At 61.5% G+C, this 21,498-nt stretch carries 17 protein-coding genes; 8 read left to right on the top strand and 9 right to left on the bottom strand.

Annotation, left to right across the window (positions count from 1 at the left end):
• Positions 1-715 precede the first annotated feature (715 nt).
• The 3 genes from EYW47_RS16465 to EYW47_RS16455 form a co-directional block, all read right to left on the bottom strand.
• A complete protein-coding gene (locus tag EYW47_RS16465; protein ID WP_133195903.1) occupies positions 716-2,212 on the bottom strand; it encodes a tyrosine-type recombinase/integrase in 1,497 nt (498 codons plus the stop codon).
• The gene (locus tag EYW47_RS16460) at positions 2,209-3,162 is read right to left on the bottom strand and encodes a DNA-binding protein (protein ID WP_133195902.1); all 954 of its coding nucleotides are present in this window, start codon (positions 3,160-3,162) and stop codon (positions 2,209-2,211) included. Before EYW47_RS16460 ends, EYW47_RS16465 begins: the two co-directional genes overlap by 4 nt.
• A 1,089-nt stretch (positions 3,163-4,251) precedes the next feature.
• Positions 4,252-4,515, bottom strand: coding sequence for a hypothetical protein (locus EYW47_RS16455; protein ID WP_133195901.1), 264 nt, complete (start codon positions 4,513-4,515; stop codon positions 4,252-4,254).
• Between the two features lie 92 nt (positions 4,516-4,607).
• Between EYW47_RS16455 and EYW47_RS16450 the strand changes: the two genes are divergently transcribed.
• The gene (locus EYW47_RS16450) at positions 4,608-5,102 is read left to right on the top strand and encodes a hypothetical protein (RefSeq protein ID WP_133195900.1); all 495 of its coding nucleotides are present in this window, start codon (positions 4,608-4,610) and stop codon (positions 5,100-5,102) included.
• 58 nt (positions 5,103-5,160) lie between these two features.
• A complete protein-coding gene (locus tag EYW47_RS16445; protein ID WP_133195899.1) occupies positions 5,161-5,523 on the top strand; it encodes a hypothetical protein in 363 nt (120 codons plus the stop codon).
• A 467-nt stretch (positions 5,524-5,990) separates the two neighbouring features.
• Here EYW47_RS16445 and EYW47_RS16440 read toward each other — a convergent pair whose 3' ends face one another.
• Positions 5,991-11,492 (bottom strand): trifunctional serine/threonine-protein kinase/ATP-binding protein/sensor histidine kinase, encoded by a 5,502-nt coding sequence (locus tag EYW47_RS16440; RefSeq protein ID WP_133195898.1) that lies wholly within the window; start codon positions 11,490-11,492, stop codon positions 5,991-5,993.
• Between the two features lie 506 nt (positions 11,493-11,998).
• Between EYW47_RS16440 and EYW47_RS16435 the strand changes: the two genes are divergently transcribed.
• Positions 11,999-12,430: a GlcG/HbpS family heme-binding protein gene (locus EYW47_RS16435; RefSeq protein ID WP_165976588.1), complete on the top strand. Its 432-nt coding sequence runs from the start codon at positions 11,999-12,001 to the stop codon at positions 12,428-12,430.
• 76 nt (positions 12,431-12,506) lie between these two features.
• Positions 12,507-13,496, top strand: coding sequence for a D-2-hydroxyacid dehydrogenase family protein (locus EYW47_RS16430; RefSeq protein ID WP_133195896.1), 990 nt, complete (start codon positions 12,507-12,509; stop codon positions 13,494-13,496).
• 236 nt (positions 13,497-13,732) lie between these two features.
• On the opposite strand, the gene EYW47_RS16425 is transcribed toward EYW47_RS16430, so the two are convergent.
• Positions 13,733-14,245 (bottom strand): cupin domain-containing protein, encoded by a 513-nt coding sequence (locus EYW47_RS16425; protein ID WP_133195895.1) that lies wholly within the window; start codon positions 14,243-14,245, stop codon positions 13,733-13,735.
• Positions 14,246-14,842: 597 nt separating this feature from the next.
• Here EYW47_RS16425 and EYW47_RS16415 point away from each other — a divergent pair.
• A complete protein-coding gene (locus EYW47_RS16415; RefSeq protein WP_133195894.1) occupies positions 14,843-15,193 on the top strand; it encodes a hypothetical protein in 351 nt (116 codons plus the stop codon).
• Between the two features lie 47 nt (positions 15,194-15,240).
• Here EYW47_RS16415 and EYW47_RS16410 read toward each other — a convergent pair whose 3' ends face one another.
• The 4 genes from EYW47_RS16410 to EYW47_RS16395 all read right to left on the bottom strand — a co-directional run bounded on the left by EYW47_RS16410 (position 15,241) and on the right by EYW47_RS16395 (position 18,608).
• Complete coding sequence (locus EYW47_RS16410) at positions 15,241-15,960, bottom strand: LrgB family protein (protein WP_133195893.1); 720 nt, start codon at positions 15,958-15,960, stop codon at positions 15,241-15,243.
• Positions 15,957-16,316: a CidA/LrgA family protein gene (locus EYW47_RS16405; RefSeq protein ID WP_133195892.1), complete on the bottom strand. Its 360-nt coding sequence runs from the start codon at positions 16,314-16,316 to the stop codon at positions 15,957-15,959. The genes EYW47_RS16410 and EYW47_RS16405 overlap by 4 nt, the downstream gene beginning before the upstream one ends.
• Before the next feature lie 375 nt (positions 16,317-16,691).
• The gene (locus tag EYW47_RS16400) at positions 16,692-16,889 is read right to left on the bottom strand and encodes a DUF4148 domain-containing protein (RefSeq protein ID WP_133195891.1); all 198 of its coding nucleotides are present in this window, start codon (positions 16,887-16,889) and stop codon (positions 16,692-16,694) included.
• A 171-nt stretch (positions 16,890-17,060) separates the two neighbouring features.
• The gene (locus tag EYW47_RS16395; protein WP_133195890.1) at positions 17,061-18,608 is read right to left on the bottom strand and encodes an acetolactate synthase large subunit; all 1,548 of its coding nucleotides are present in this window, start codon (positions 18,606-18,608) and stop codon (positions 17,061-17,063) included.
• 128 nt (positions 18,609-18,736) lie between these two features.
• On the opposite strand from EYW47_RS16395, the gene EYW47_RS16390 reads away from it, so the two are divergent.
• From EYW47_RS16390 to EYW47_RS16380, 3 genes are all read left to right on the top strand, one after another.
• Entirely contained in the window at positions 18,737-19,699 is a 963-nt protein-coding gene (locus EYW47_RS16390; protein ID WP_133195889.1) for a LysR family transcriptional regulator, read from the top strand.
• A gap of 351 nt (positions 19,700-20,050) precedes the next feature.
• Entirely contained in the window at positions 20,051-20,950 is a 900-nt protein-coding gene (locus tag EYW47_RS16385) for a LysR family transcriptional regulator (protein WP_133195888.1), read from the top strand.
• Between the two features lie 230 nt (positions 20,951-21,180).
• Positions 21,181-21,495 (top strand): antibiotic biosynthesis monooxygenase family protein, encoded by a 315-nt coding sequence (locus EYW47_RS16380; protein WP_133195887.1) that lies wholly within the window; start codon positions 21,181-21,183, stop codon positions 21,493-21,495.
• Positions 21,496-21,498: the final 3 nt, after the last annotated feature.

Here is a 21,498-nt window from a genome sequence, read left to right as displayed (position 1 = left end):
ATGTGGAAAACCCTTTCATTGCCGGTGTCTCGACATATGAAGGGACGTTGGAGGAACTCTACGCTCCACATGTGAAAATTGTAATAGATCGAGTTCGGAGGGGCTTCAAGGCAGACAGCATACTGCCGGTTTTCCGTGCCGTTGGTAGGTCGGGGATCGGAAAGTCAGGGTCTGGCCGACACGCATGCGTGGACAGCAGCAAAGGGGAGGTTGCCGCGTCGCACCAGTTGGGTGCGGCAGACACAGCCGAGCAGATGGATCACCATCGCTAATCCGTTCGTGTGGAGCTTCTGGACCGTTATCTCGAACCGGAGACCGATTTTCAAGCATGCCTGGGAAAACTCTGGGCCGCCGCTGAGCGGAGCCGGAAGTGTGCGTTGGCGGAGCATTTTCGTTTGCCGCAAGGCGGATACCTTCCCATGGGTGTCTTGTCGGACCTGTTTGCTAACCGGCAACGCGGTGGGACAACGCACGCCACGGGTAACTCCGCGCTTGCATTGTGCCGCCAGTGGGCCGATCTTGATCCGTATAGCGCTCTTCAAGCGCATTTTCACGCGTGCGACGCTCAGCTATACTAACTAATTGTGCGAATGGGATCGAGCTAGTCTGATGGGCAAGCCGTGTTACATAGATGGAGACTCGTTTCGGCTGGTCCCTGCAAGACAGCCCTCCACGAACCACCAAAGATAGCGTGTGCGAGTTCTATGGGCGCAATTTAGCGATCATTGGTTGGAAAACTCTCCTCCACGAAGCCGCGCAGCTGCGTGGTGTCAGTCCGCGCATAGGCCGCCGTGGTCTGCACCGAGGCGTGGCCCAGCAGCGCCTGCGCGACCGGCAGGGGCACACGGTGATCGACCACCAGGGTGCGCGCATAGCCGTGGCGCAGCCAGTGCGTGGATGCGACCTCGAGCGCCGCGCGCAGGGCATGTTCCTCTGGCGGCAGATGTGCTGCGGCCAGCGCAAACACCGCGCGTACCTCGTCGTAGAGGCCGCTCGGCCCCAGCGCGCGACCGCGTTCGCTGTGGATGAGCGGCAGGTGTTCGCCGGGCGGCGGATCGGCGGACAGGCCCCGCGCCCGACGGTAGGCGCGCAGCGCCGGCAGGCAGGCCGAGGGCAGGGGGATCGCACGCAGCTTGCCCCCTTTGCCGGTGACGTGCAGGGTCCACTGCCGGTCTTCGTCCACGTCGATGCGTGGCAGACCCAACTCCTCCTGCCAGACGAGTTCGGCGAGCCGGATGCCGGCGAAGCGGTACAGCGCCCAGATCGCGCGCCGCCGCACCCAGACCATTGTCGGGACCTCTTCCGGCGCGTCTCCGGCGGCGACCGCGTCGCAGTGAGCCAGGGCCGCCGCGGGCAGGAACCGCACCGGCGTCCAGGTCATGCGGGCGCGCCGCCCGGCGGCGAGCCCCTCGGCCGGATTGACGGTGAGATAGCCCGTGCGGTGCCACCAGGCAAACAGGCTTGAGACCACGGCGAGCGCGCGGGAAACGGTCGCTGGTGCCGCGCGCCGGAAGGCCCCCTCAGCGCCGGCATGCGGCGCCTGCACGGCGTCGCGGTACGCCATCAGGTCCTGCCGGGTGAGATCCGAAAACGGTCCCAGCTGTTCGCGCGCGCACCACGCCGCGAGCCGCCGTAGCTCAGAGACATACGCGCGCAGGGTGTGCGGCGAGTGCGAGGCATGCTCGCGCAGGAAGAGCCGTACCGCCTGGGCGTCATCCGCGACGCCCAGGGTGTTGGCGAGCGCCACGGGGTTGGTGAAGCGCCCGGCGCGCGCCAGCCACGCGCGATCGACACCGGCGGCCAGCAGCGCACCGTCTTCGGTGACCTCCTGGGGCCGCGCGGCGAGTGTGCCGTCCGGCTCATCATCCGGCGATGCGAGGCGGAAGCGCCGCCTGTGCTGGCGCAGGGCTCGCTCGAGCACGGTGGCGGCAGAGGGCGCCGAGCTTTCCGGCACCACGTGCAGGCGCCCGCGCGCCCAGTACTCGATGGCGGCATCGTGCTCGAGCAGCAGGGCGAACACGGCGGGGTGCTCCCGTTTGGCGTCGGCGAGCGACGGACAGCCGCGCTTGAGTGCCGCGAGCGTCCAGCGCACGTAGACGGGGTGCCCGAGCACATGGGCGAGGTATTCCAGCGCGGCTTCCGGGTTTTCCGGCAGGCGCTGCCGCGGCCGGCAGCCGGTATCGAGCCAGCGGGACGGACTGAACGGATTCATCGCGCTTTCCTCGCACGGGTGACGCTGGCCGTCTTTCCTGTGCGGGCCGCGCTTCTGCCTGGCCGGCGCGCACCGGTCGCCTGCTGTTTCGCGGTCGCGGCGCCGACGCGCGCCAGCGTCTGCCGCTGCGCGTTCACCACCGTGGTGAGCGCCGCCGCTTCGGCGGCGGCGTGCTGCCGGGCGTTGCGCTCTTCTCCCAGCTCGGTCAGCAGCCGCTCCCGCAGCGCCTCGAGCGCGGCGAGCCGTTCGCCCGCGCGCGCGAGTTCCGCTTCGAGGCGCTGCCGTTCGGTCTGGAACGTTTCACGCTGGTGCGCGGTTTCGCGCAGCAGTTGTCTGGCGAGGCCGTCGTAGCGCGTGCGCTCGGCGCTGAGTTCGCCGGCGTGCTGCCGTCCGGCCTCGGCCATCGCCGTTTCCACGGCCTTCAGCTGCACCTGTAGCTGTCCCGCGGTATCCTCGAGGGCCCCGGTCCGGGCCGTGGCCGCCTCAAACCCGGCGCGGGCGACGGCCAGCTCTGCGTCACGCACGCTGAGCTGGGTGCGCACGTCGGCCAGCTCCACCCGCAGCAGTTCGACCTTCAGTCCGGCGTTGCGCTGCGCCTCGGTCGCGGCTTCCGCGACGGCCTGCGTCTCGCGGCGCAGCTGGACGATGCCGTCGAGCTGCGTGGCGACGGCCGCTTCCCACAGCGCGCGCATCTGCGCGGCAATCTCCGGCGGCAGGTCGGGCACCGCGAAGCCGGTGAGGCCGGCCTGCACGAGCTCGGCCTCGATGGCGTTGAGGTGTCGCGACAGCATGGCCGGGTCGCCGGCGCCGAGGCGCGCGCGCAGCTTCCGCACCGAGACGATCTTCCGGAAACGCGCGTCGGAAGCGGGGGCGGGGTCGCCCGCCTCGGCGAGCATGGCCAGCACGGTGGTGCGGATGGTATCGGCGGAGACGGCGGCGGGGCGGGACATGACAGCCCTCCGGCGCCCGGCGGGAGCCGGGTGGGACTCTGGCAGAAGCGGGCGCAGTGGCAGTTTCCAGTCTAGTTCACGCACAGGCCGAACGTTAGATGACGCGTTTTGGCGCGATTAAAAGGACCTCCCCCGCGATAAACCCCATTATCACCGCCAATCCGGCGTTGTCTGCAGCGACATCGGCAGACGCGATCGGCCGCGATCGGTCTGCGACGGAGTGCGCCCCGAGAGGCCCGGACTTTGCGATGGATTGCGAGGGATCGAGGCGCAAACATCGATGCTGGCCATCATGGCTCATGGGGGATGAGACACGGCTGCTGAGTGCGTGAGCGTCACCAAAAAAGCTGGCACCCGTGCTACGGTTTCCGGACAGGACCGGTGCAGGCCCGATCCGCCAACATGGGCGCCGCACGGGCGGAAGGCTGTCTGGTTGGATGACGATTGCGACCCGTAAAGGACGGTCGCCCGTACGCAAAGCGGACCTTCAGATACGCTGTTTTGGGTACCTTCCTATCGACTTGCCTGCCGGATTCACAACGCGATAATCCAGCCACCGTATGCGCCGTCGATCCAGACCAACCCTCTTGGTGCAGCTGACAGACCTTTCAATGAATTTCAGTTTACATTGGCGCTAACAGGTCGCTGCTCGATTCAATCCGTGTCCTGGGCACCTTCACCTTCTCTCCCAGGCAATCGGCACGGTATTAAGCTGCGCTTGCGCCAACTGGATGTCCGATGGACAGTAGCTTTCGTCGCTAGCTGACGGATCGTAGCCGACTGATTCCAGTTCGCTGAGTTCCTGGATCAGTTGAGCATGTCCGCTCCTGGCGCGGTTTTGTGACGTTGCAATGTTGAGCCGCACAACGTATCGGACTGCAATAAACAGGATGAACGTTTTGTTTGCCTGCGGCGCGTCGCTGCGATAAAGCAGCTTCGCCAGTTCATCGCCGCCCTCTGTAGATCAAGAAGAATTCGCAATCGTTCTCGATTTTAATGCCGGGAACGAAGCACGGACATCGACTCTCGATCTTGAGGGCGGCGCTCGCGCCTGTCGGCGCGCCTTTGCCGACTGATAAACGTTTTGGATTACTCACCAAAGTAGATCGGTTTCATGCCGTCGTTGGCGTCGGGGCGAATCGACGCACGGATCGCATGTCCCAGCGAGTGAACCGAATGATCCAGTGCTTGAAACGGACGATGTGAACCCGACGCCGAAGTGCCATCGGTCATACCACCGTAGCTAGACACGGCGGCGTTGTTCACGGCGGCGCTAGCGTTCGACTGAGCAAACGAAACGGCCGGGACGCTGAGTACCGCGGCAACGGCAATGGCTTGAATGAACGATTTCATGGTGAACCTCCAGTCTTGGTTTCGCTACGAACGGTTGTCCGTAGCAGGTGATACCAAGTCTAGGAAAGCGACCGCTCTTAATTAAGCGTCCCGTGCGCAAAGATGATTTCCTGATTTTAGGTGTTAACCCTGATTTGATCCGATCCCAATTTGAGGCTGCCTGGTTCAGCATTTCACGGTACATGCAGCACGGCGCTACCCAAGAGGTAGCTGATCGGGCTGCACAGATAGCCTTAAGCCACTGGAGCGCGGGCGTACCGGTGAACAAACTTGCAAGCGAGTTCCTCACGGATGTCGACAATCTGTGCGGAAGCAGCGAACGTCGCTTCCTGGCTGCTAGCACCAGTTCGTTGTCGTTTGGCGTAGACCCGAGCGACGATTCTTTCTTTCAGCTTGCTTTCGTCACGCGATTCATCGATCAGCTATACCGCGTAATAGCTGTAATCGAACCCGAAACATTCTTCTCCACGACTCCCGCTAGCCTGCCCAAGCCGTTCCGGCCGTTTTCCTGCAGCGCTTGGTGTTTTCTCCATTTGATCCGCGTCTCACATTGCGCTCAGCTTTTCAGCCTTCGCAATCAGCGATAAGTCGGCTCGGCGCTTCAGACGGTTGCGAACCCCACGTACCTATTGGAGGAGACGCAAAATGAAAGCATTTCCGACAGAGCGAAGTGGCCGTCCGCTCATGCATGCTTTTGCCTTGTGTGCAGCCACGATTTTGATCGCGACGACGGCTTTCGCGCAGGCGAGTTCACCCGTTACTAGCAGCGTGTTCGTCCACCATTCGTTCGATACGGGCAATAGCGCGATCAACGAAAACTTTCAATTCATCGCGCATCCACCAATGCGTCCGGTGGCAGCGAGCGCGCCGACTGTGACACGCAGTCCGCATAGGGGCCGTCGCGGGCAAGCGGGGGCAACGGGCAGCGGCGCGAACGATACCGCAACGGCGGTTCCACTTCCGCAGGTGCCGGCAGACGGAACAACCAATGCCCCAATTTCGCAATAGCGACTTCTCGTCAGATCAAGCCACGCACTGGGCCTCGCGATCGCTATGGGTTCGTCTGCTCAGCCGCCGCTCGACCCGAAGAATCAAAAGCCGCCTGCGGATCAAGTACGCCCCCTTCTTTGGAAAGGTCACACCTTGTCACGGAGCCGAATGCCACGGGCGATCGGACGTTGCTCCGGCTGCTATGTCCGCATCACTGTGTCGGGCGATTCTTCCGACCGTACGCTGGCGAGTGACGCGCACCTTCACACCTGCGATGCAGGCACCCGTGGGTTCGATCATTGTGTTCCATTCGCGCCGGCGTGTGTCAGGCATAAGCCGATCCGTTTCGGCCTGTCGCGCGGGAAACGGTTCAACTGCGGGCAGAACACGATGACCTCCGTGGAGTACTGGGAGCCGGCGTCGCCGTCGACGCCCGCAATCAGCGCCTGAAGCGCAGGCGACTGGGCGGACGCGATGGGTGTTTGCTAGTCATACTGCGTTACCGGCACAGTGAATTGAACAACGGCGCCGCGGGGCACGTTCGCGCTTGCCCACAACCGGCCGCCATGCGCGTCGATGATCGAACGGCAGATTGACAGCCCCATCCCCAAACCGGTGGGCTTCGTGGTGTAGAAGGGGGCGAAAATGAGCTCGGTGCTCTGCGGAGCGAAGCCCGGACCCGAATCGCGCACCGTGACGAGCACGCAGCCCGGGTCAGCTCTCCCTGTGCTGATGAGCAAATGGCGTACGCCATCGCTGACACCGCACATCGCTTCGATTGCGTTAATGACCAGATTGAGGAGCACCTGTTGCAATCCGATACGGTCTCCTTCGACAACGGGCAACCCGTATGCGAGATGCGTCTGCACCGAGGCGCCGCTCTTCATGGCTTCTACTTTAGTGAGTTCGACTACCTCGCGGATAGCCGCGTCGATGTCCACCCGTTCTTTGCGAGGTGGTGCCTTCTTGATGAGTTCACGGATGCGACCAATCACATTGCCCGCTCGATTGCCCTCGGTAACGATACGGTCGAGCGCCTGCCCGACCTCCTCCACGTTAGGTGATTGCGCATTCATCCACCGCAGTGCCGCTTGGGCGTTCACGACAATCGCCGCGATCGGCTGGTTCACCTCATGGGCAATCGAGGCCGCGAGCTGGCCCATTGTCGCGACGCGGTTTGCATGCGCCAGTTCTGCCAGCACCTCGCGGTATCGACTCTCGCTCCGGCGGGCTTCTTCCTCCGCGCGCTTGCGCTCGGTAAGATCCAGCACAAAAGCAACACCTTCTTTCCGGGTCGCCGCGAAAGTGGCCAAACCGATAATGACGGGCACACGGCTGCCATCTTTCCTGACGTACTCTTTCTCATAGGGCTTGGCGCGTCCCGTCTCCAAAGTTTCCGCCAAAGCGCGCTCGCTGCCCTGACGCCACTCCGGCGGTGTCAGGTCCGTCCAACGTATGCGACCCGAGACGAGATCGTCTCGCTCATATCCCACTATGCGTAGAAATGCGTCGTTGGCCTCCAGGATAGCCCCATCGGCATGCCAGACCACGATGCCAATGATGTTGGAGTCAAAGAGGCGCCGGATCTTCGCTTCGCGCTCTCCAAGGTCGCGGTACAAGCGGGCATTTTCCAGTGAGATCGCAGCCTGCGAGGCCACCAGCTTCAGTACGGCGATCCGGGCCGGGCTGAACACACGGGCGGTCAGATTGTTTTCTAGGTAGAGCGCGCCGGTCAGCTTCGCCTGATTCATCAAGGGCAGGCAGAGAATTGAGCGCGCGCGCTGCTGACGAATATAGGGATCCGCGGCGAAAGGGCGCTCGGCCGAGGCATCGTCGAGAATGACGCTCTCCAGAGTGCGCATGACATGGTAGAAAATCGACTCCGGCAGCATCGCCGCGCTCACTGGCACATCGCGTAGCTGCAAATGGGTCGTATCGCCACCGGTCGTCGCTTCCGCTGCTATCCGTTGTTCGCGTCCATCGGACAGAATCAGCAGACCTCGTTCGGCGCCGGCCTGTTCAATTGCTGTACGCATGACCGTGTCGATCAGCTTGTCCAGGACAATGTCGCTGGAGGCGGCCTTCGACACTTTGAGCACAGTCGCGAGGTCGAGGTGTTCGACCGGCGTGGTGATCGTGGTTGTCGGCCCTGGCGCGGGCTCCGTTGGCCTCAGGTGCGGATACCTCTCTTCGAGTTGACGCACCTTGCCGTCGGCGCGCCAACGCAAATAGCCGTAGCGGGCGTCCTGCATATACACACGGGCAATCTTCTCGAGACCGCGCGCCGCGTAAAAGCGGGACGCGAGTTCGTTGGCGAGCGCTTCATTGTGAATAAAGCCGCCTTTTTGCGCCGAGCGGATAGCCTCTTCGTAGAGCTCTTCAGCGTCAATCACGCGGCCTTCGATACGGGCGATCTCGGCACCGACCAGTGCGGCGCGGTCTGCGAAATTCGCCGGGCAATTTTCCGTCCAGATCTGGAGCTGCCGGTGATGCACAGCCAATGCGTCCAGGTGCCGTGACCGCTTGCCGATCGGGGCGGAGTCGTACCACGCGGCGTGGGTAAGCGCGCTGTAGAGGTGGTATTCGGCTTCCTCAATAAACAAGGATGAGGTCCATAGCATCGGTTGCGCTTTCGATGCGGCGTCCATGGCTGCCGCATAGTCGCCGGCGAGATAGCGCGCCTGCAATTTCCGGATCCAGTACCAACACGCAGGGACCGCCAGAGACGGATTGCCGGACAGGTGGCATTCGAAGCGAAACTCATTGAATTGTCCGTCGTCGAAGCAACCGAATGTCGGCGTCAAGCCGCGTAGCATCCGGATCAGCGCGAGGTGCGTAGTGATGAACGCAATGACGTGACCGAACCGCACCTTCTCGGCAAATGCAAGGCCGTGTTGGGCTTCGTCTTGCACCGCGGGCAGCGGCTCGCCCGCGAAGAGCTGATCCGAGTAGATGTTCATGCACGCGTAGGCCCCGTACACGAGGTCGCCGCTCCGATTTGCTACCTCGAATGCGCGGCGCAGCAGATCGCGGCCCATGAGCACATGGCTCATCCAGCGCACTGAAAAAAGTTCGAAACAAAGATACGTGTTGGCCTCGAACCGTCTTAGCCCGCGTTGTTCGACGAGTTCGTAGCCGAGTTTCCCGAACCGGAATCCGACCTGATAGTCGCCGAAACGCGGTCCCGCGACTCTGCTGAGCATGACATAGGCAAAACATGACGCATCGCAGTTACCGCGCTCGAGGCTCCAGTTGACCGCCTTGCAGCTCATCAGGGCAGCCAGATTCGCGTCCGTCTGCAAGGCAGGCGCGAAGAGTTTGCTAAAGACCTCGGCGGTCGCGAGGGACGCGGCGTCCTCCATGAGCGGCAGATCGATGAGTGCTTCGATGTTCCGGTCCCCAAGTTGGATTCCGATGCGCTCGTATTCGCGTCGCACTATCTCGTCGTCGGGGTGGGGTGACCATTCGATGCCAACATGCCGTAGGTAGTCGAGGCAAACGGCAACGGCGCGGCCGCTCTGATCGAGGGTATTGCAGACGTCCGTGTGCAGGCAGGCGACGCTGGCCTGTTCGACCGTTGTCGTGGCTCGCCTTGACAGTGCCGCCAGGCGCTCGTCCGCGACCAGCAACTGGCCGGTCAAGAATTCGCACGCGGCCCGGTTCAGCTCCAGCGCAAAGACAAGCTCGTGCCTTCGTTCCCAGCAATCGTCAAACAATAGTTCCGCGCCGGTAGCCAGATAGGTCAGTGCCGAGGCATAGGCTGTCGACGCCCTCGCGCGCTGGCCGGCGATCAGGTTGAACTCGGCCAGCTGCTCCTGTTCGTCGCGTGAATTGATCAAGGCCGCTCCGCGATTGAGCTGGGCCACGATCTCGAAGATCGCCTCTTCCCTTGTTTCCGGAGGAGTCTGTGCGGCGAGCAGCCGGCCGATGCGCAAATGCGCCTCGGCGCACTGGGCCGGGGGGATTAGCGAATAGGCGGCTTCCTGAATCCGGTCATGGGTGAACTTGTAGGCGTTGTCCAGCCGCTCAACCAGTCCCTGACGAATCGCTTCCCACACCGCCGCGTGCACTCGTGCCTCGGGGGCTCCAAGAACGGTCGCGAGCGTCGCGATACCGGCAACGTTCCCGAGGCACGCGAGCTGCTGCAACGCCTGCTGCGTCTCAGGTGGCAGACGGGTCAGCTTGCCAGCCATCAGGTCCACGACGTTGTCGGTGTAGCGCTTGTCATGAATTTGAGCGGGATTCCACTGCCACCGCCTCGCGTCATGGTCGAATGTGAGCAAGTCTTCTTCGACCAGCGCTTGCAGAAACTGGATCACGAAGAAGGGATTGCCAGCGGTCTTGTCATGCACGAGTTGAGCCAACGGCTCGATGCGCTCAGGCTCGCAGCGAAGTGCCTCTGCGATCAGACGCCTGACATGAACACTGGGCAGCGGCTCCAGCGTGATCTCATTGACCTTGACGCATGCGTTCTTGATGGCCTGCAGTTTTCCAGTGAGCGGATGCGTGGCATCGAGCTCATTGTCGCGGTAGGCACCTACCAGCATCAGGTACCGCAGGTCCGGGTGGGGCAGCAGATACTCGATCAGGTCGAGGGTCGCCGCGTCGAGCCACTGCAGGTCGTCGAGAAAGAGTGCAAGCGGATGTTGCGCCTGGGCGAATACGCCAATGAAGCGCTGGAAGACCAGCATAAAACGGTGTTGCGCCTGTTGTGGCGCAAGTTCCGGGACGGGTGGCGGCTCGCCAATGATGAGCTTCAGTTCGGGGATGAGGTCGGTCATGAGCCGCGCATGCGTGCCCAGTGCCTCCAGCAATGCGTCGCGCCAGTTCGCCAGCTCAGCGTCGCGCTTGCCGAGAAGTGTCCGCACGAGGCCTTGAAATGCCTGAACCAGCGTCGAATAGGGGACATCCCGCTTGTACTGGTCGAACTTCCCCGAAGCGAAGAGCCCTCGCGGGGGCACCAGCACCTTGTGAAGCTCATTGACGACCGAAGATTTGCCGATGCCGGAATAACCTGAGACGAGCACCAGCTCCGGCATGCCGTTGGCAACGACTCGATCGAACGCAGTGATCAGCGTGCCGACTTCGCGCTCGCGCCCGTACAGCTTCTCGGGAATCAGTAGCCGGTCGGGCGTGTCACGTTCGCCCAGTGGGAATGTATCGACCCGGCCTCGGTGCTGCCAATCGGCGAGGCACTGCTGCAGATCATATTCGACACCGGCGGCGGTCTGGTAACGGTCCTCGGCCGTCTTGGCGAGCAGCTTCATGACGATTCGGGAGACTGCTGCAGGGATGGCTTCCACGCGAGCTTTAGGCGGCACTGGCTTTCTGGCGATATGGCAGTGCACCCACTCCATCGGATCGGCGGCCGCAAACGGCAGCGTGCCCGTAAGCATCTGGTAGAGCGTAACGCCGAACGCATAGAGATCGCTGCGCGAATCGATCGAGCGATTCATCCGGCCAGTCTGCTCGGGTGCCATGTAGGCAAGCGTGCCGGCGATGGTTTCGGGCGGTTCAGGTGCCTGTCGCTCTCGCGGCAGACGCGAGGTGAGGCCGAATCCGGTGAGCCGCGCCTGCCCGTCAGCGCAGTTGACCAGCACATGAGTGGGCTTGAGATCCTTATGGACGAGGCCGCGCTGATGGAGTTGGCCCAGAGCCGCGGCGATGCCGACCGCGAGCCGCAAAAAGTGCGTTATCTCCATGGGCGCGCCGAGCAGCCGCGCGAGCGGCTCACCCCCCGGGTCATCGAGCACCAGCGTGGTCCGGCCGCCTTCGCGCACCAGCTGCAGCGGCCGCACCGCCCACGCGCCATCGAGCTCGTCCTTCAGGTCAAATTCGTGAGCAAGGCGTTCAAGGCTGGCGGGTAGCGGATGTTCGGCGGCGGGCTCCGAGAGCAGGACGTTGCGGCCGCCGCCCTCGCTGGGGTGCAGCCCTCGACAGAAGACGCGCTCGCCATCGTCCCACAGAATCTGGAGTCTGTTGTTCATTGGCACCGAAACCCTATGTAGGCCATAGTCCGCCGCAAGCTGTCATCAGGCTGCTGAAAGCATTGGGTCGGACGCTGCATTCGTCTACATAATCCTGGCAGGGAGCGTTCGCGAAAGCGACTTACCGCACGGCTTCTCCGCGACTACCAAAGCTGCAAATGCAGACAATTCTCAGAATACACCAGGAGTAGTGTCAATCTGACCCCGGCGGTGTGGGCCGCAAGCCGATGGCGCGGACAGCCGCGATGTGTCGTGGGGCGCTATTTTTGTCAGGATGCTGTCGCCGTCCAGGCTGCACTTCTTCTCGTCGCATTTGAAAATCATTCAATGGCGGGGCCAATTCCCTGGCTAGCAGCACGCCGACATAATCGACGCCAATCTAGCCGGTGCATCGATAGCGATCCTGCGCATTACTTCGGCATACGCGCAGCGCGTTACTGGCGCCGGGTGCCGAAGCTACTTTCGAGCCCGACGCACATCGCTAACTTGTTCCAAAGGGAATGACCATGTCTGCAGAAATGATTCAGCGCTCCCCCATCATCCTGTCGCTCGCCACTGCACAAAGGGCAACCGCGGCGGCGCTGCACAAGGCCACGGAATGGGGTGTTCCGTTCACCATCACCGTCATCGACGGCGCCGGGCATCTGGTCCAGTCAACCCGTATGGACGGGGCGGTGCTCGCCTCCATCGAAACCTCCTTTTCGAAGGCGCGCACGGCCGCATACTTCGCGGCTACCACGCTTGATCTGGCCTCGGCTGTAGCCGACGGCGAGCCGCTGGCAACGATCCAGACTTCGATTTCGGTGCCGTTCACGTTTGTCGCTGGAGGTATTCCCATCGCTGATGCTAAGGGCGTGGTGATAGGCGCAATTGGCGCCGGCGGTGGCTCACCGGCGCAGGACCACGAAATCGCGTTGGTGGCGCTCGCCGCGTTGTGATAGAGCATGCTGCGTGATCCCTTGCCCTGGACTGCGCCGTGCCCGGTGGGAGCCCTGACGAAGGAGACGGTGTGACATGAAGGTTGTGATTTCGGACGACTACCAGGACTGCATTCGGCTCCTCGATTGCTATCCGACGCTCGCGGAGCACTTCGACGTCGAGATCTTTAACGACTCGGCGACGGCGCTCGACGCACAGGTGGAGCGCTTTCGCGAAGCGGATGCCTTGCTGCTCGTTCGCGAGCGCACACCGATCACCGCTGCGCTCGTCGATCGATTGCCGAAGCTGAAGTTCATTAGTCAAACCGGGCGCGCCGCAAGTCATGTCGATCTCGCTGCCTGCACGGCACGTCGCATTCCAGTTTCGGCGGAGGGATCGGCCACGACGGCGGCCGCCGAATTGACATGGGCGCTGGTCATGGCGTCGATGCGCAAAGTGCATCTGGAGGCGTCGCGCCTGAAAGCGGGGCTATGGCAAGGGCATCTCGGCCTCGGCCTCAAGGGCCGCACGCTTGGCATAGCGGGCTATGGCAAGATCGGCCGGATCGTGGCCGGGTATGGCCGTGCGTTCGGCATGCGCGTGGTCGCACTGGGGCATCACGCTTCGCCAAATGCAGCGGCCATGGAGGACGGCGTCGAATTGCAGACGGACCGGCAAGCTTTCTTCGCGGAGGCGGACGTGGTGTGCTGTCACCTGCGCCTGCTGCCCGTCACGCGCGGCTCAATTACATTGCATGATCTGCAGGCCATGAAGCCCACGGCATTGTTCGTGAATACGAGCCGCAGCGAGCTGGTGGAGCCGGGCGCGCTCGAAACAGCGCTGAAGAGCGGGCGTCCGGGCTTCGCGGCTGTGGACGTCTACGAGAACGAGCCGATCCTTCAGGCAGCGCATCCGCTTCTCGCGCTCGAGAACGTGCTCGCAACACCGCATATCGGTTACGTCGAAAGGGATACGTACGAGCAGTATTTCGGCATGGCGATCGAACAACTGCTTGCGTGGAAAGCGGGCAAACCCGTCAACGTCCTCAATCCGGACGTGTTTGCGATCCAATCTGGCTGTGATTGAAGGCGCACGGTGCCCAAGCGTGCAGCGTCGCGATCTATCATGGAGGCGTGATCGCCGCTGCCCGCAGAAGCACACTGCCTTTTGTGTACGGAACGCTGCAATTTGCGCATTGTTTCAATACCTCTGGGCCTTGTGCTCAACTTCGCGTTCGAACGATTAACCGAACACGATTTTACTGCCGGAGAGTCAATGAACCCGTATGCGCATTCACAAATTTCGGCATCCAAAGTGTTGGTTCATGCTGCTCTAACCAGCGGTTTATCCGGCTCCGCCAACTTTATGTCCACCGGGCCGGTTCCACAGATGGCGATGACCACGGGCTCTGCCTCGCCGTGGGGGACACCGTCATAATGCCAGGTCCGCGCAACGCGTCGCACGAAAGTTCCGGGTGGCACCCGCACGAGGTGTTTGAGATCGAAGTCAGCGCCGCTATTGATCCACCAGGAACCGGATACGACAACACATAGACGATCCGACGCATAACTGTGTGGCCCGCTCATGTATCCGGGATACCAGCGTAGCAGCGTGTAGTAGAGACCTTGCGCGGCTGGCGTGCTGTAAAGATACGCGGACTCGAGGCTCTTCGGCGGCGCATCAGCCTGCGGGACGAATTTGATCTGCCCTGGTTGGGTATACAGGGTTTCACTCGTGTCAATCGGACTTGCCTTCGCACCTTGGGTTAGCAGTAGAGGGGCCATCCCCGCCAGTAGCGCCAGCATTTCGCGCCGGTTGATACCATCGTTGTTCATCGGAACTCTCCTGATGCAGGATCAAGCATCCGCAATCACTGGCCTTTCTTCGTGAACGAATCGCTATGGCCTATTCCGAAAGCCAGAACTTTGACCAACGCTACCTGTACTGGGTACACCGTTTGCATAAGTCTTTCCCGATAGAGCTAAATCAGCGAGATTATCGAGCGCACGCCTTCCGTCACATCGTGCCTCCATCTCTTCCTCGAACGTCACCGCACTGTAGGCGACTACTTTGAAGCCCGTGCCACGAAGTCTGGGAACGGTAATTCCCCAATGCCAACCACCTTCCTGCTCAAAAACATGCAGCAGCGGAGGTGAGTTCGGAGTTATCCATCCAGTTGGCGTCACGACACAGCCTCCATTCGTGGGCATCCGATGAACCAGGTACGCTAGACGAGTCTAGACATGATTCTAGAACATTTCAATTAACGAATATCATGAGGCGAATAAAATTATTAATCGTGCGATTTCTAAAATGTTCGCTCAATTTAGAAAGCGAAGGTATGAAGTCGGCGCAGTATTGTTTGTGCGAATGTGCAGGCATTCCAGTGACACTGGCTTAGTGATCATCCAGGAAAGAGGGAAGGGACTGACGTGACACTCTCCGAAAAAGAGCAGATGTTGCGCGACTCCGTGGCATTGCCGACGGCCAAGGATTGGGCGCTGCTGGGCGGACCACAGTCGCTTGTTGAGGATCTCAACGCCGTACTCGCCAGAGTGATGCAGGAAATCAATGCAGGACGGTATGGTACGTTAGACGAAATAGCTCAAGCAATCTACAGGCGATTGAAGGTTTTCGATATCGCGTACCCTGAAGCCGGAGTAACTGATCTGGAGGCGCGGATTACGGTTGCGCGATTCATGGCGATCAATTATCACCCAGGCTTCTTTCACTACTTTCAGCATTTCGATTGGGAGGGCGGAAATTCATACATCTGGAGATGAATCGACAACATGTTTTGAACGCGTTGCGGCTGATCGGGACCATCCGCTCAGGTCAACAGCATCGCGAGCAAAGGCGCGATCAAGGAAGTCAGCACACCATTCAACCCGATAGCCAACCCGCCGAATGCACCGGCGGTTTCGCTGATCGACAACATACGTGCCGTGGTGAGACCGTGTCCCGCAGTTCCCGCAGCGAGACCATGAGCGCGCTCGTCGAGGATGCGCATGAGGTTCATCACGACCTCGATCTGCAATACACCGACGATACCTGTGAACAGCGTAAAAGTCGCGGTGAGCGACGGATCACCTCCGATGTGCTGGGCGATGCTCATGGCGATGGGTGTCGTCGCCGAATGCGCGATCAAGGAAGCCGTTACGACAGGTGCCGCGCCGCACATCCGGCTGATCAGGGCGGCACCACACGCGGAGACGAGCGAGCCCGCCACGAGAGCGGGCACCAACGCTCGCGCGGTGCGGCGGATGTGGTGCAGGTTGCGGTACATCGGAACGGCGAGCGCGACCGTTGCCGGACCGAGCAGGAAGTGAATGAACTGAGCGCCAGCAAAATATTCACGGTACGGAATATGTGCGGCGAGAAGCAGCGCGACCAGCAGCGATACGGCCACGAGCACCGGATTGGCCAAAACGCTACCCTTCGCCAGCCGATTCGCGCCAAGCCCGATCCGGTAAGCTACGAGCGTCGCCAGCAAGCCCCACAGAGGAGCGTGCGCGAGGTCGGTGGCGAGTGCCGTGATGTCTGATTTCATTGTGTTTCCTGATTGTCGGTGCGATCGCGGCTAAGCCGGTCCATGATCAAGCCCGTTGTGCAGAGCCCGAGAAACGTGGACACGAAGATCGCTGCGCCGATACGCCACCAGTCCGCTGCGAGTTGATGCAATCCCGTCACGAGACCGGTTGCCGCGGGAACGAAGAGCATGGCGAGCCACGAAAGGAGGTTGCGGCTGAAGCGTTCCAACTCCTCGGACGGACCTCGTCTCCATATAAGCCAGCCGAGCAGGATCAGCATGCCGATGAGCGGGCCGGGCACGGGCAGGTGGCTCAGGTGTGCGAGCGCTTCGCCCGCGAGCTGACAGACTAAAAGAATGGAGAAGGCGTTCAGCATGGTGTTCACCACAAGATGTACCGGGTTGGTTCAGTCGAAGGTAGCTTGTTGCACGATTATTGGGTCCTTCGCGCGGCCGGTATAGCGGCATCGTGAGTAAAACAGATTCGTGCTTTTTTTGAAATCAGGCTACGTTCTCAGCCGCGGACGTCATGAATCACACCTTCAAGACACCCATGTCCAGCTCTGCATGTCTAAAGGAGCAATGTATCGGCAATGCAGCAAGCGAAGCGCAAACGGTCGCAAGGATGTTGCGTACCTGCCGTCGGCCGACAGGTACACGACTCGTTGTTGGAATATGGCATCTTCTTCACGCGACGACGCCGTTGCAGAGACGCGGATCGAACTGATGAAGCGATGGGAAACGGCACGGCGTTACTGGTGAGCGTAAACGGTCGAGTTCAGCAACTGAATCTGACCATCACGCTCAGCTTGCACCAGTTCATGACGGACTTCGGCGCGCGTATTCTGCGTTTGCGTTGCAACCCTCTGGGTACTCTGCGCCGGTGATTGGGCGAAAGCAGAAATGGATGCCGAGCCGGCAAGAAGAGCAACAATCAAGAACTTCTTCATTTTGACCACCTTTAAGAGATCTGAAATAGCGAGGATCCAGAACCGGCCAGGATAATGTTGGATGGCTTATGGCTAGACCCCGGAATGATGAAATCGGCATGGTAAATATTTTTACATTGTCGTTCTCCTAAATGTGTCGAATATCTCGAGTGGATTGAGCGTTCTGAATTGCTAGATGACGGCCTCGATCACACGCGGGCCGCGTTGCTTCATCGCCGACGCAAATGCCGCATCGAAAGCGCGTGCCGATTCGACACGTATTGCCTCGACGCCCATGCCGTTCGCGAGGGCGACCCAGTCGAGTGTGGGATTCGTGAGATCGAACATCGACGCGGCGGCCATGCCGTCAGTCGAGGCGCCCACGCGCTTCAACTCATTGGTGAGAATCTTGTAGCCGCGGTTCGCATAAATCACCGTGGTGACATCGACGTTCTCACGGGCCTGTGTCCAGAGGGACTGCAGGATGTACATTGCGCTGCCATCGCCCTGAAGCGTCACCACCTTGCGATCTGGACAGGCAATGCCGGCGCCAGTCGAAACGGCCATCATGCTGCCGATGGATCCGCCCGTCATGTTCAGAAAGTCATGGGGCGCCGCGTGTGCAGTGACGTCGTAGTGGGCGAAGCCGGACGAAAGCGATTCGTCGGCGACGATGGCCTGTTCCGGCAGGTGCCTTGCCACGATACGCATGATTGCGGAGGCGTCGAGCTTTCCGTTCAAGTCGATCTGGATCGGTCTGCGTTCGGCCAGCCGTTCGATCGCGTTCTCGGCCCCGAGCGCGTATGCGAGAGACTCGAGCGCCGCGATCCCATCCTCATGCTGATGAGACAGCACAGCAATCTGGCAGTCGTTGGGGGTGAGCCAGCTCGGCTTGTCGGGATAGGCAAAGAAGCTCACCGGAGGCTGAGCGCCAACCAGCACCATGAGCTCCGTGCCAGTCAGCGTATCGACGACGTTTTCGGCGAAATAAGGAAGCCGCTCGAGCTTCACCCGGCCGACGCCACGCTGCAGTCGTGGGAAGAAGGTGTCGCACATGATCCGCGCGCCGGTTTGCTCGGCGATCTTGCCGGCGGCGCGCAAACCTTGCTCCTCGAGGGCCTTGCCCCGAATCAGAATGACCGTCTTCTTGCCTGAACGCATGCGCTTCGCGACAAGATCGATGCTCGCCTCAGGAGCGGTTGCGGGAGAGGGCTTGGGCAACGCGGGGGCGACTGTGTCGGCCATGTCCCACGCAGTGTCAGCGGGCAGCACGAGCGTAGCGATACGCCCAGGCCACTCGAGCGAGGCCTGAACCGCGCGCGCCGCATCGGCGCCTACCGTACGAGCGCTCGTCGACGTATGAATCCACGCGGAAACGGGACGCGCGAATCCAACGAGATCGGAGGAAAGTGGCGCATCATAACGCTGGTGAGTCGATGCGTGATCGCCCACGATGTTGACGATGGGCGACGACGCCTTGCGTGCGTTATGAAGGTTGGCCAGGCCGTTCGCGAGTCCGGGCCCGAGGTGGAGCAGGGTGCTTGCCGGCTTGCCGGCCATCCGCGCGTAGCCATCTGCGGCACCGGTGACCACACCTTCAAAGAGTCCAAGGATGGGCCGCATGCCCTTGACGTTATCCAGAGCGGCAACGAAATGCATTTCCGAGGTACCGGGGTTGGCGAAACAGACATCAACCCCGCTTGCAATCAACGATCTCAACAGACTTTCAGCGCCGTTCATATTGGGCTCACTCCAGGATTGGCGTTAGGGTTCGGCGCCGCGTGTAACCGAGCGGCACCCCACGACCCAGATCCTGGCAACACAACGCTGGAAGAAAAACGGCTCCTGACTTCAAGCTTTGTTACCTTATGCGTAAAAATCTCGACATTGGCCTCTTGCACGCCATGCATGCATTCATTCGGGTCGTCGATTCCGGAAGCTTTACGGCAGCGGCCTCGCAGATGGACCTGACCACTGCGCAGATATCGCGGCTCGTTTCCGAGCTCGAGGAACGTCTGGAGGCGAAGCTGCTGCAGCGAACGACCCGACGGCTTTCGCTGACGAGCACGGGTGAGCGCTACCTGGCGGACGCGAGGACGATTCTCGATCTCGTTCTGGAAGTTGAAAGCAATGCGAAAGGCGGGGCGGTCGAACCTTCGGGGCGGCTCCGGGTGCTCTGCATGAGCGGCTTCGGCAACCGGTACGTCGTGCCGCTTGTCTCGGGGTACAGCGCACGGTTTCCGAAAGTGACAGTCGAATACTGCACGTCGCAGTACATGCCCGATCTGGTCGCAGGAGCGGTGGACGTGAGCGTCTACCTTGCACAGCGTCTACCCGACTCCAACCTGGTTTCGCAACGCCTCGGCGCGACCTCGGCGGTACTGTGCGCCACGCCAGGCTATCTGGCGCAGCATGGCACACCCAGGACACCGGCTGAGCTCGCAGACCGGCCATGCCTGAGGCTCGTCAATCCATCGCTTTCGTCCAACTGGGAACTCGAGGACGGCAAGCGTCTCGTGACGATCCAGCCGCGTGGCCCCGTGGTTGGCGATAACCCGGAAGTCGTCCTGCAAAGCGTGCTTGATGGATTGGGCGTCGCATTGCTGCCGCGTCACGACGTTGTCGACTCACTGCGTACGGGGGCGCTGGTGCAAGTACTGCCTAAATGGCAGTCGCCTGAAATTGGCGTGTACCTGCTCACGCCGTCAAGGAAATTTCTCGACGCGAAGACGCGCGAGTGGATCAGTCTCCTGAAGGCCGAAATTCCGCCTGCGCTCGAGCGCGACGCAGCTTTCTTTGCCGGGCCTCCCCACGCTTCGAATGCCAATTGAATCAGGCGCCTGTGTGCATTTCGTAAATGCGGCGTTGATTTGATTCAAGACCCCGACGCGACGGCCAGGGATACTGTCTGCGCAGGGGTATTGCGCAGTTGGCAAGGATTTCCCTGGCGGACCGCTTGTCGCCATGCTCGCGGCCATCGCAATCTGGCATCTCAGGTGAGTCAATGGGCATCGTCCGTCCCGGTCACACCGGCTTCGCCCCTAACGTGCGAATTGTGCCGCCTCGTGTACAGTTCGGATACCGCTTGACGATGCGTGCGGCGATTGCCGTCGAGTGTTTATCCGACCGCCCCACGGCGGCGCACAGCCAATCGGCTTCGATTCTACGAAACGCGACGGCACATGATCAAACTGGAAGACCTGGTTATCTTTCTTCGCGCCGCCGACAGCGGGAGTCTTTCGGCCGCCGCCCGGCAGCTGGATCTCACGCCGGCAGTGGCCAGCGTCGGCCTCAAGCGTCTCGAGGAGGAGCTCGGGACGCGGCTGCTCGCGCGATCGACGCGCAGCTTGCGGCTGACGCCGGACGGCGAGCGCTATCTTCCGTACGCGCGCAGCGCGATCGAGCAGGTGGAGGCTGGCGGGAATGCGCTCGCGCATGGGCGCAAGATGATCGGCGGGACCGTGTCGCTCTCGATGCCCTCGGACCTCGGCAGGAGCGTGCTGACGGGCTGGCTCGACGCGTTTCAGGAGCAGTACCCGGCAGTATCGTTGCAGGTGCACATAGGCGACCACGTGACCGATATGTTTCGGGCGCCCATCGCGGTTGCTATCCGCTATGGTGTGTCCGAGGATTCGTCACTCGTGGCGCTGCCGCTGGCGCCGGAAAACCGGCGCGTGCTATGCGCATCGCCGGACTATTTCGCGCGACATGGCCGACCCAGATCGCCATCGGACCTGTCGCAACACAACTGCCTGCGCTTCGCATTGAGCGATGCGCTTCACGACCGCTGGACCTTCTACAAGGACGGCGATGCGGTGGTCGTCAACGTGCGCGGGGACCGCAGCAGCGACGACGGCGAGCTCGTACGGCGCTGGGTGCTGGCGGGACACGGGATCGCGTACAAGTCGCGTATCGACGTATTGGCCGACCTCAAGGCGGGCAATCTCGAGGCAGCGCTGACCGACTTCGAGGGCGAGAGCGCGCCGCTTCATCTCGTTTGCGCCCACCGCACGATGCTCTCGCCAACCGTCAATGCGCTTCGCGACCTGCTGCGCGAGCGGTTCTCCGCCTATCTGGCCTAATCCCGCATCTGATCCCGCTTGGGCGGGAACTGTCACCTTTTTTGCCACGGTTGACCGCCGCACTGCGCGCTTGCGCCGGCGTGGCCTCGCAGCGCGTCCGCAGCGCGCCCGTCCCGGTCGTTTTCAATAAGCTTTTGAAGCTGAATTCGCCGTTTGCCGCTTTTTGGCTGGCGCGCGTTCGCCGATGATGCACCCGTGACAAACGAAACGGATAGCGCGGAGGACGCCAGATGATCATCGCAATTGGACGCTTTTACCTAAGGGCGGACATGAGTTTGCGGTTTGCGGCGGCATGGGAGGTCGTGAGCCCTCTGCTGACGAACAAGCCCGGCTATGGTGGCCATCGCCTCGGACCACAGTGCGAGGACGATGGCTGCTACATCCTGGAGGTTGAGTGGGACACCATTGAATCGCAAAGCGCATTCATGATGCACCCGGATTTCGAGGCATTCCTCAAGGTGCTGTGGCCATTCTTCTCCGCCGATCCAGACCTTTACCACTTCGAACCGATGGAGCGCAGAGCCGTTCAGCGTTCACCGGCATAAAGC

Source organism: Paraburkholderia silviterrae (assembly GCF_004353915.1).
GTDB lineage: Bacteria > Pseudomonadota > Gammaproteobacteria > Burkholderiales > Burkholderiaceae > Paraburkholderia > Paraburkholderia silviterrae.
This window is presented reverse-complemented; position numbering and strand designations above follow the sequence as displayed.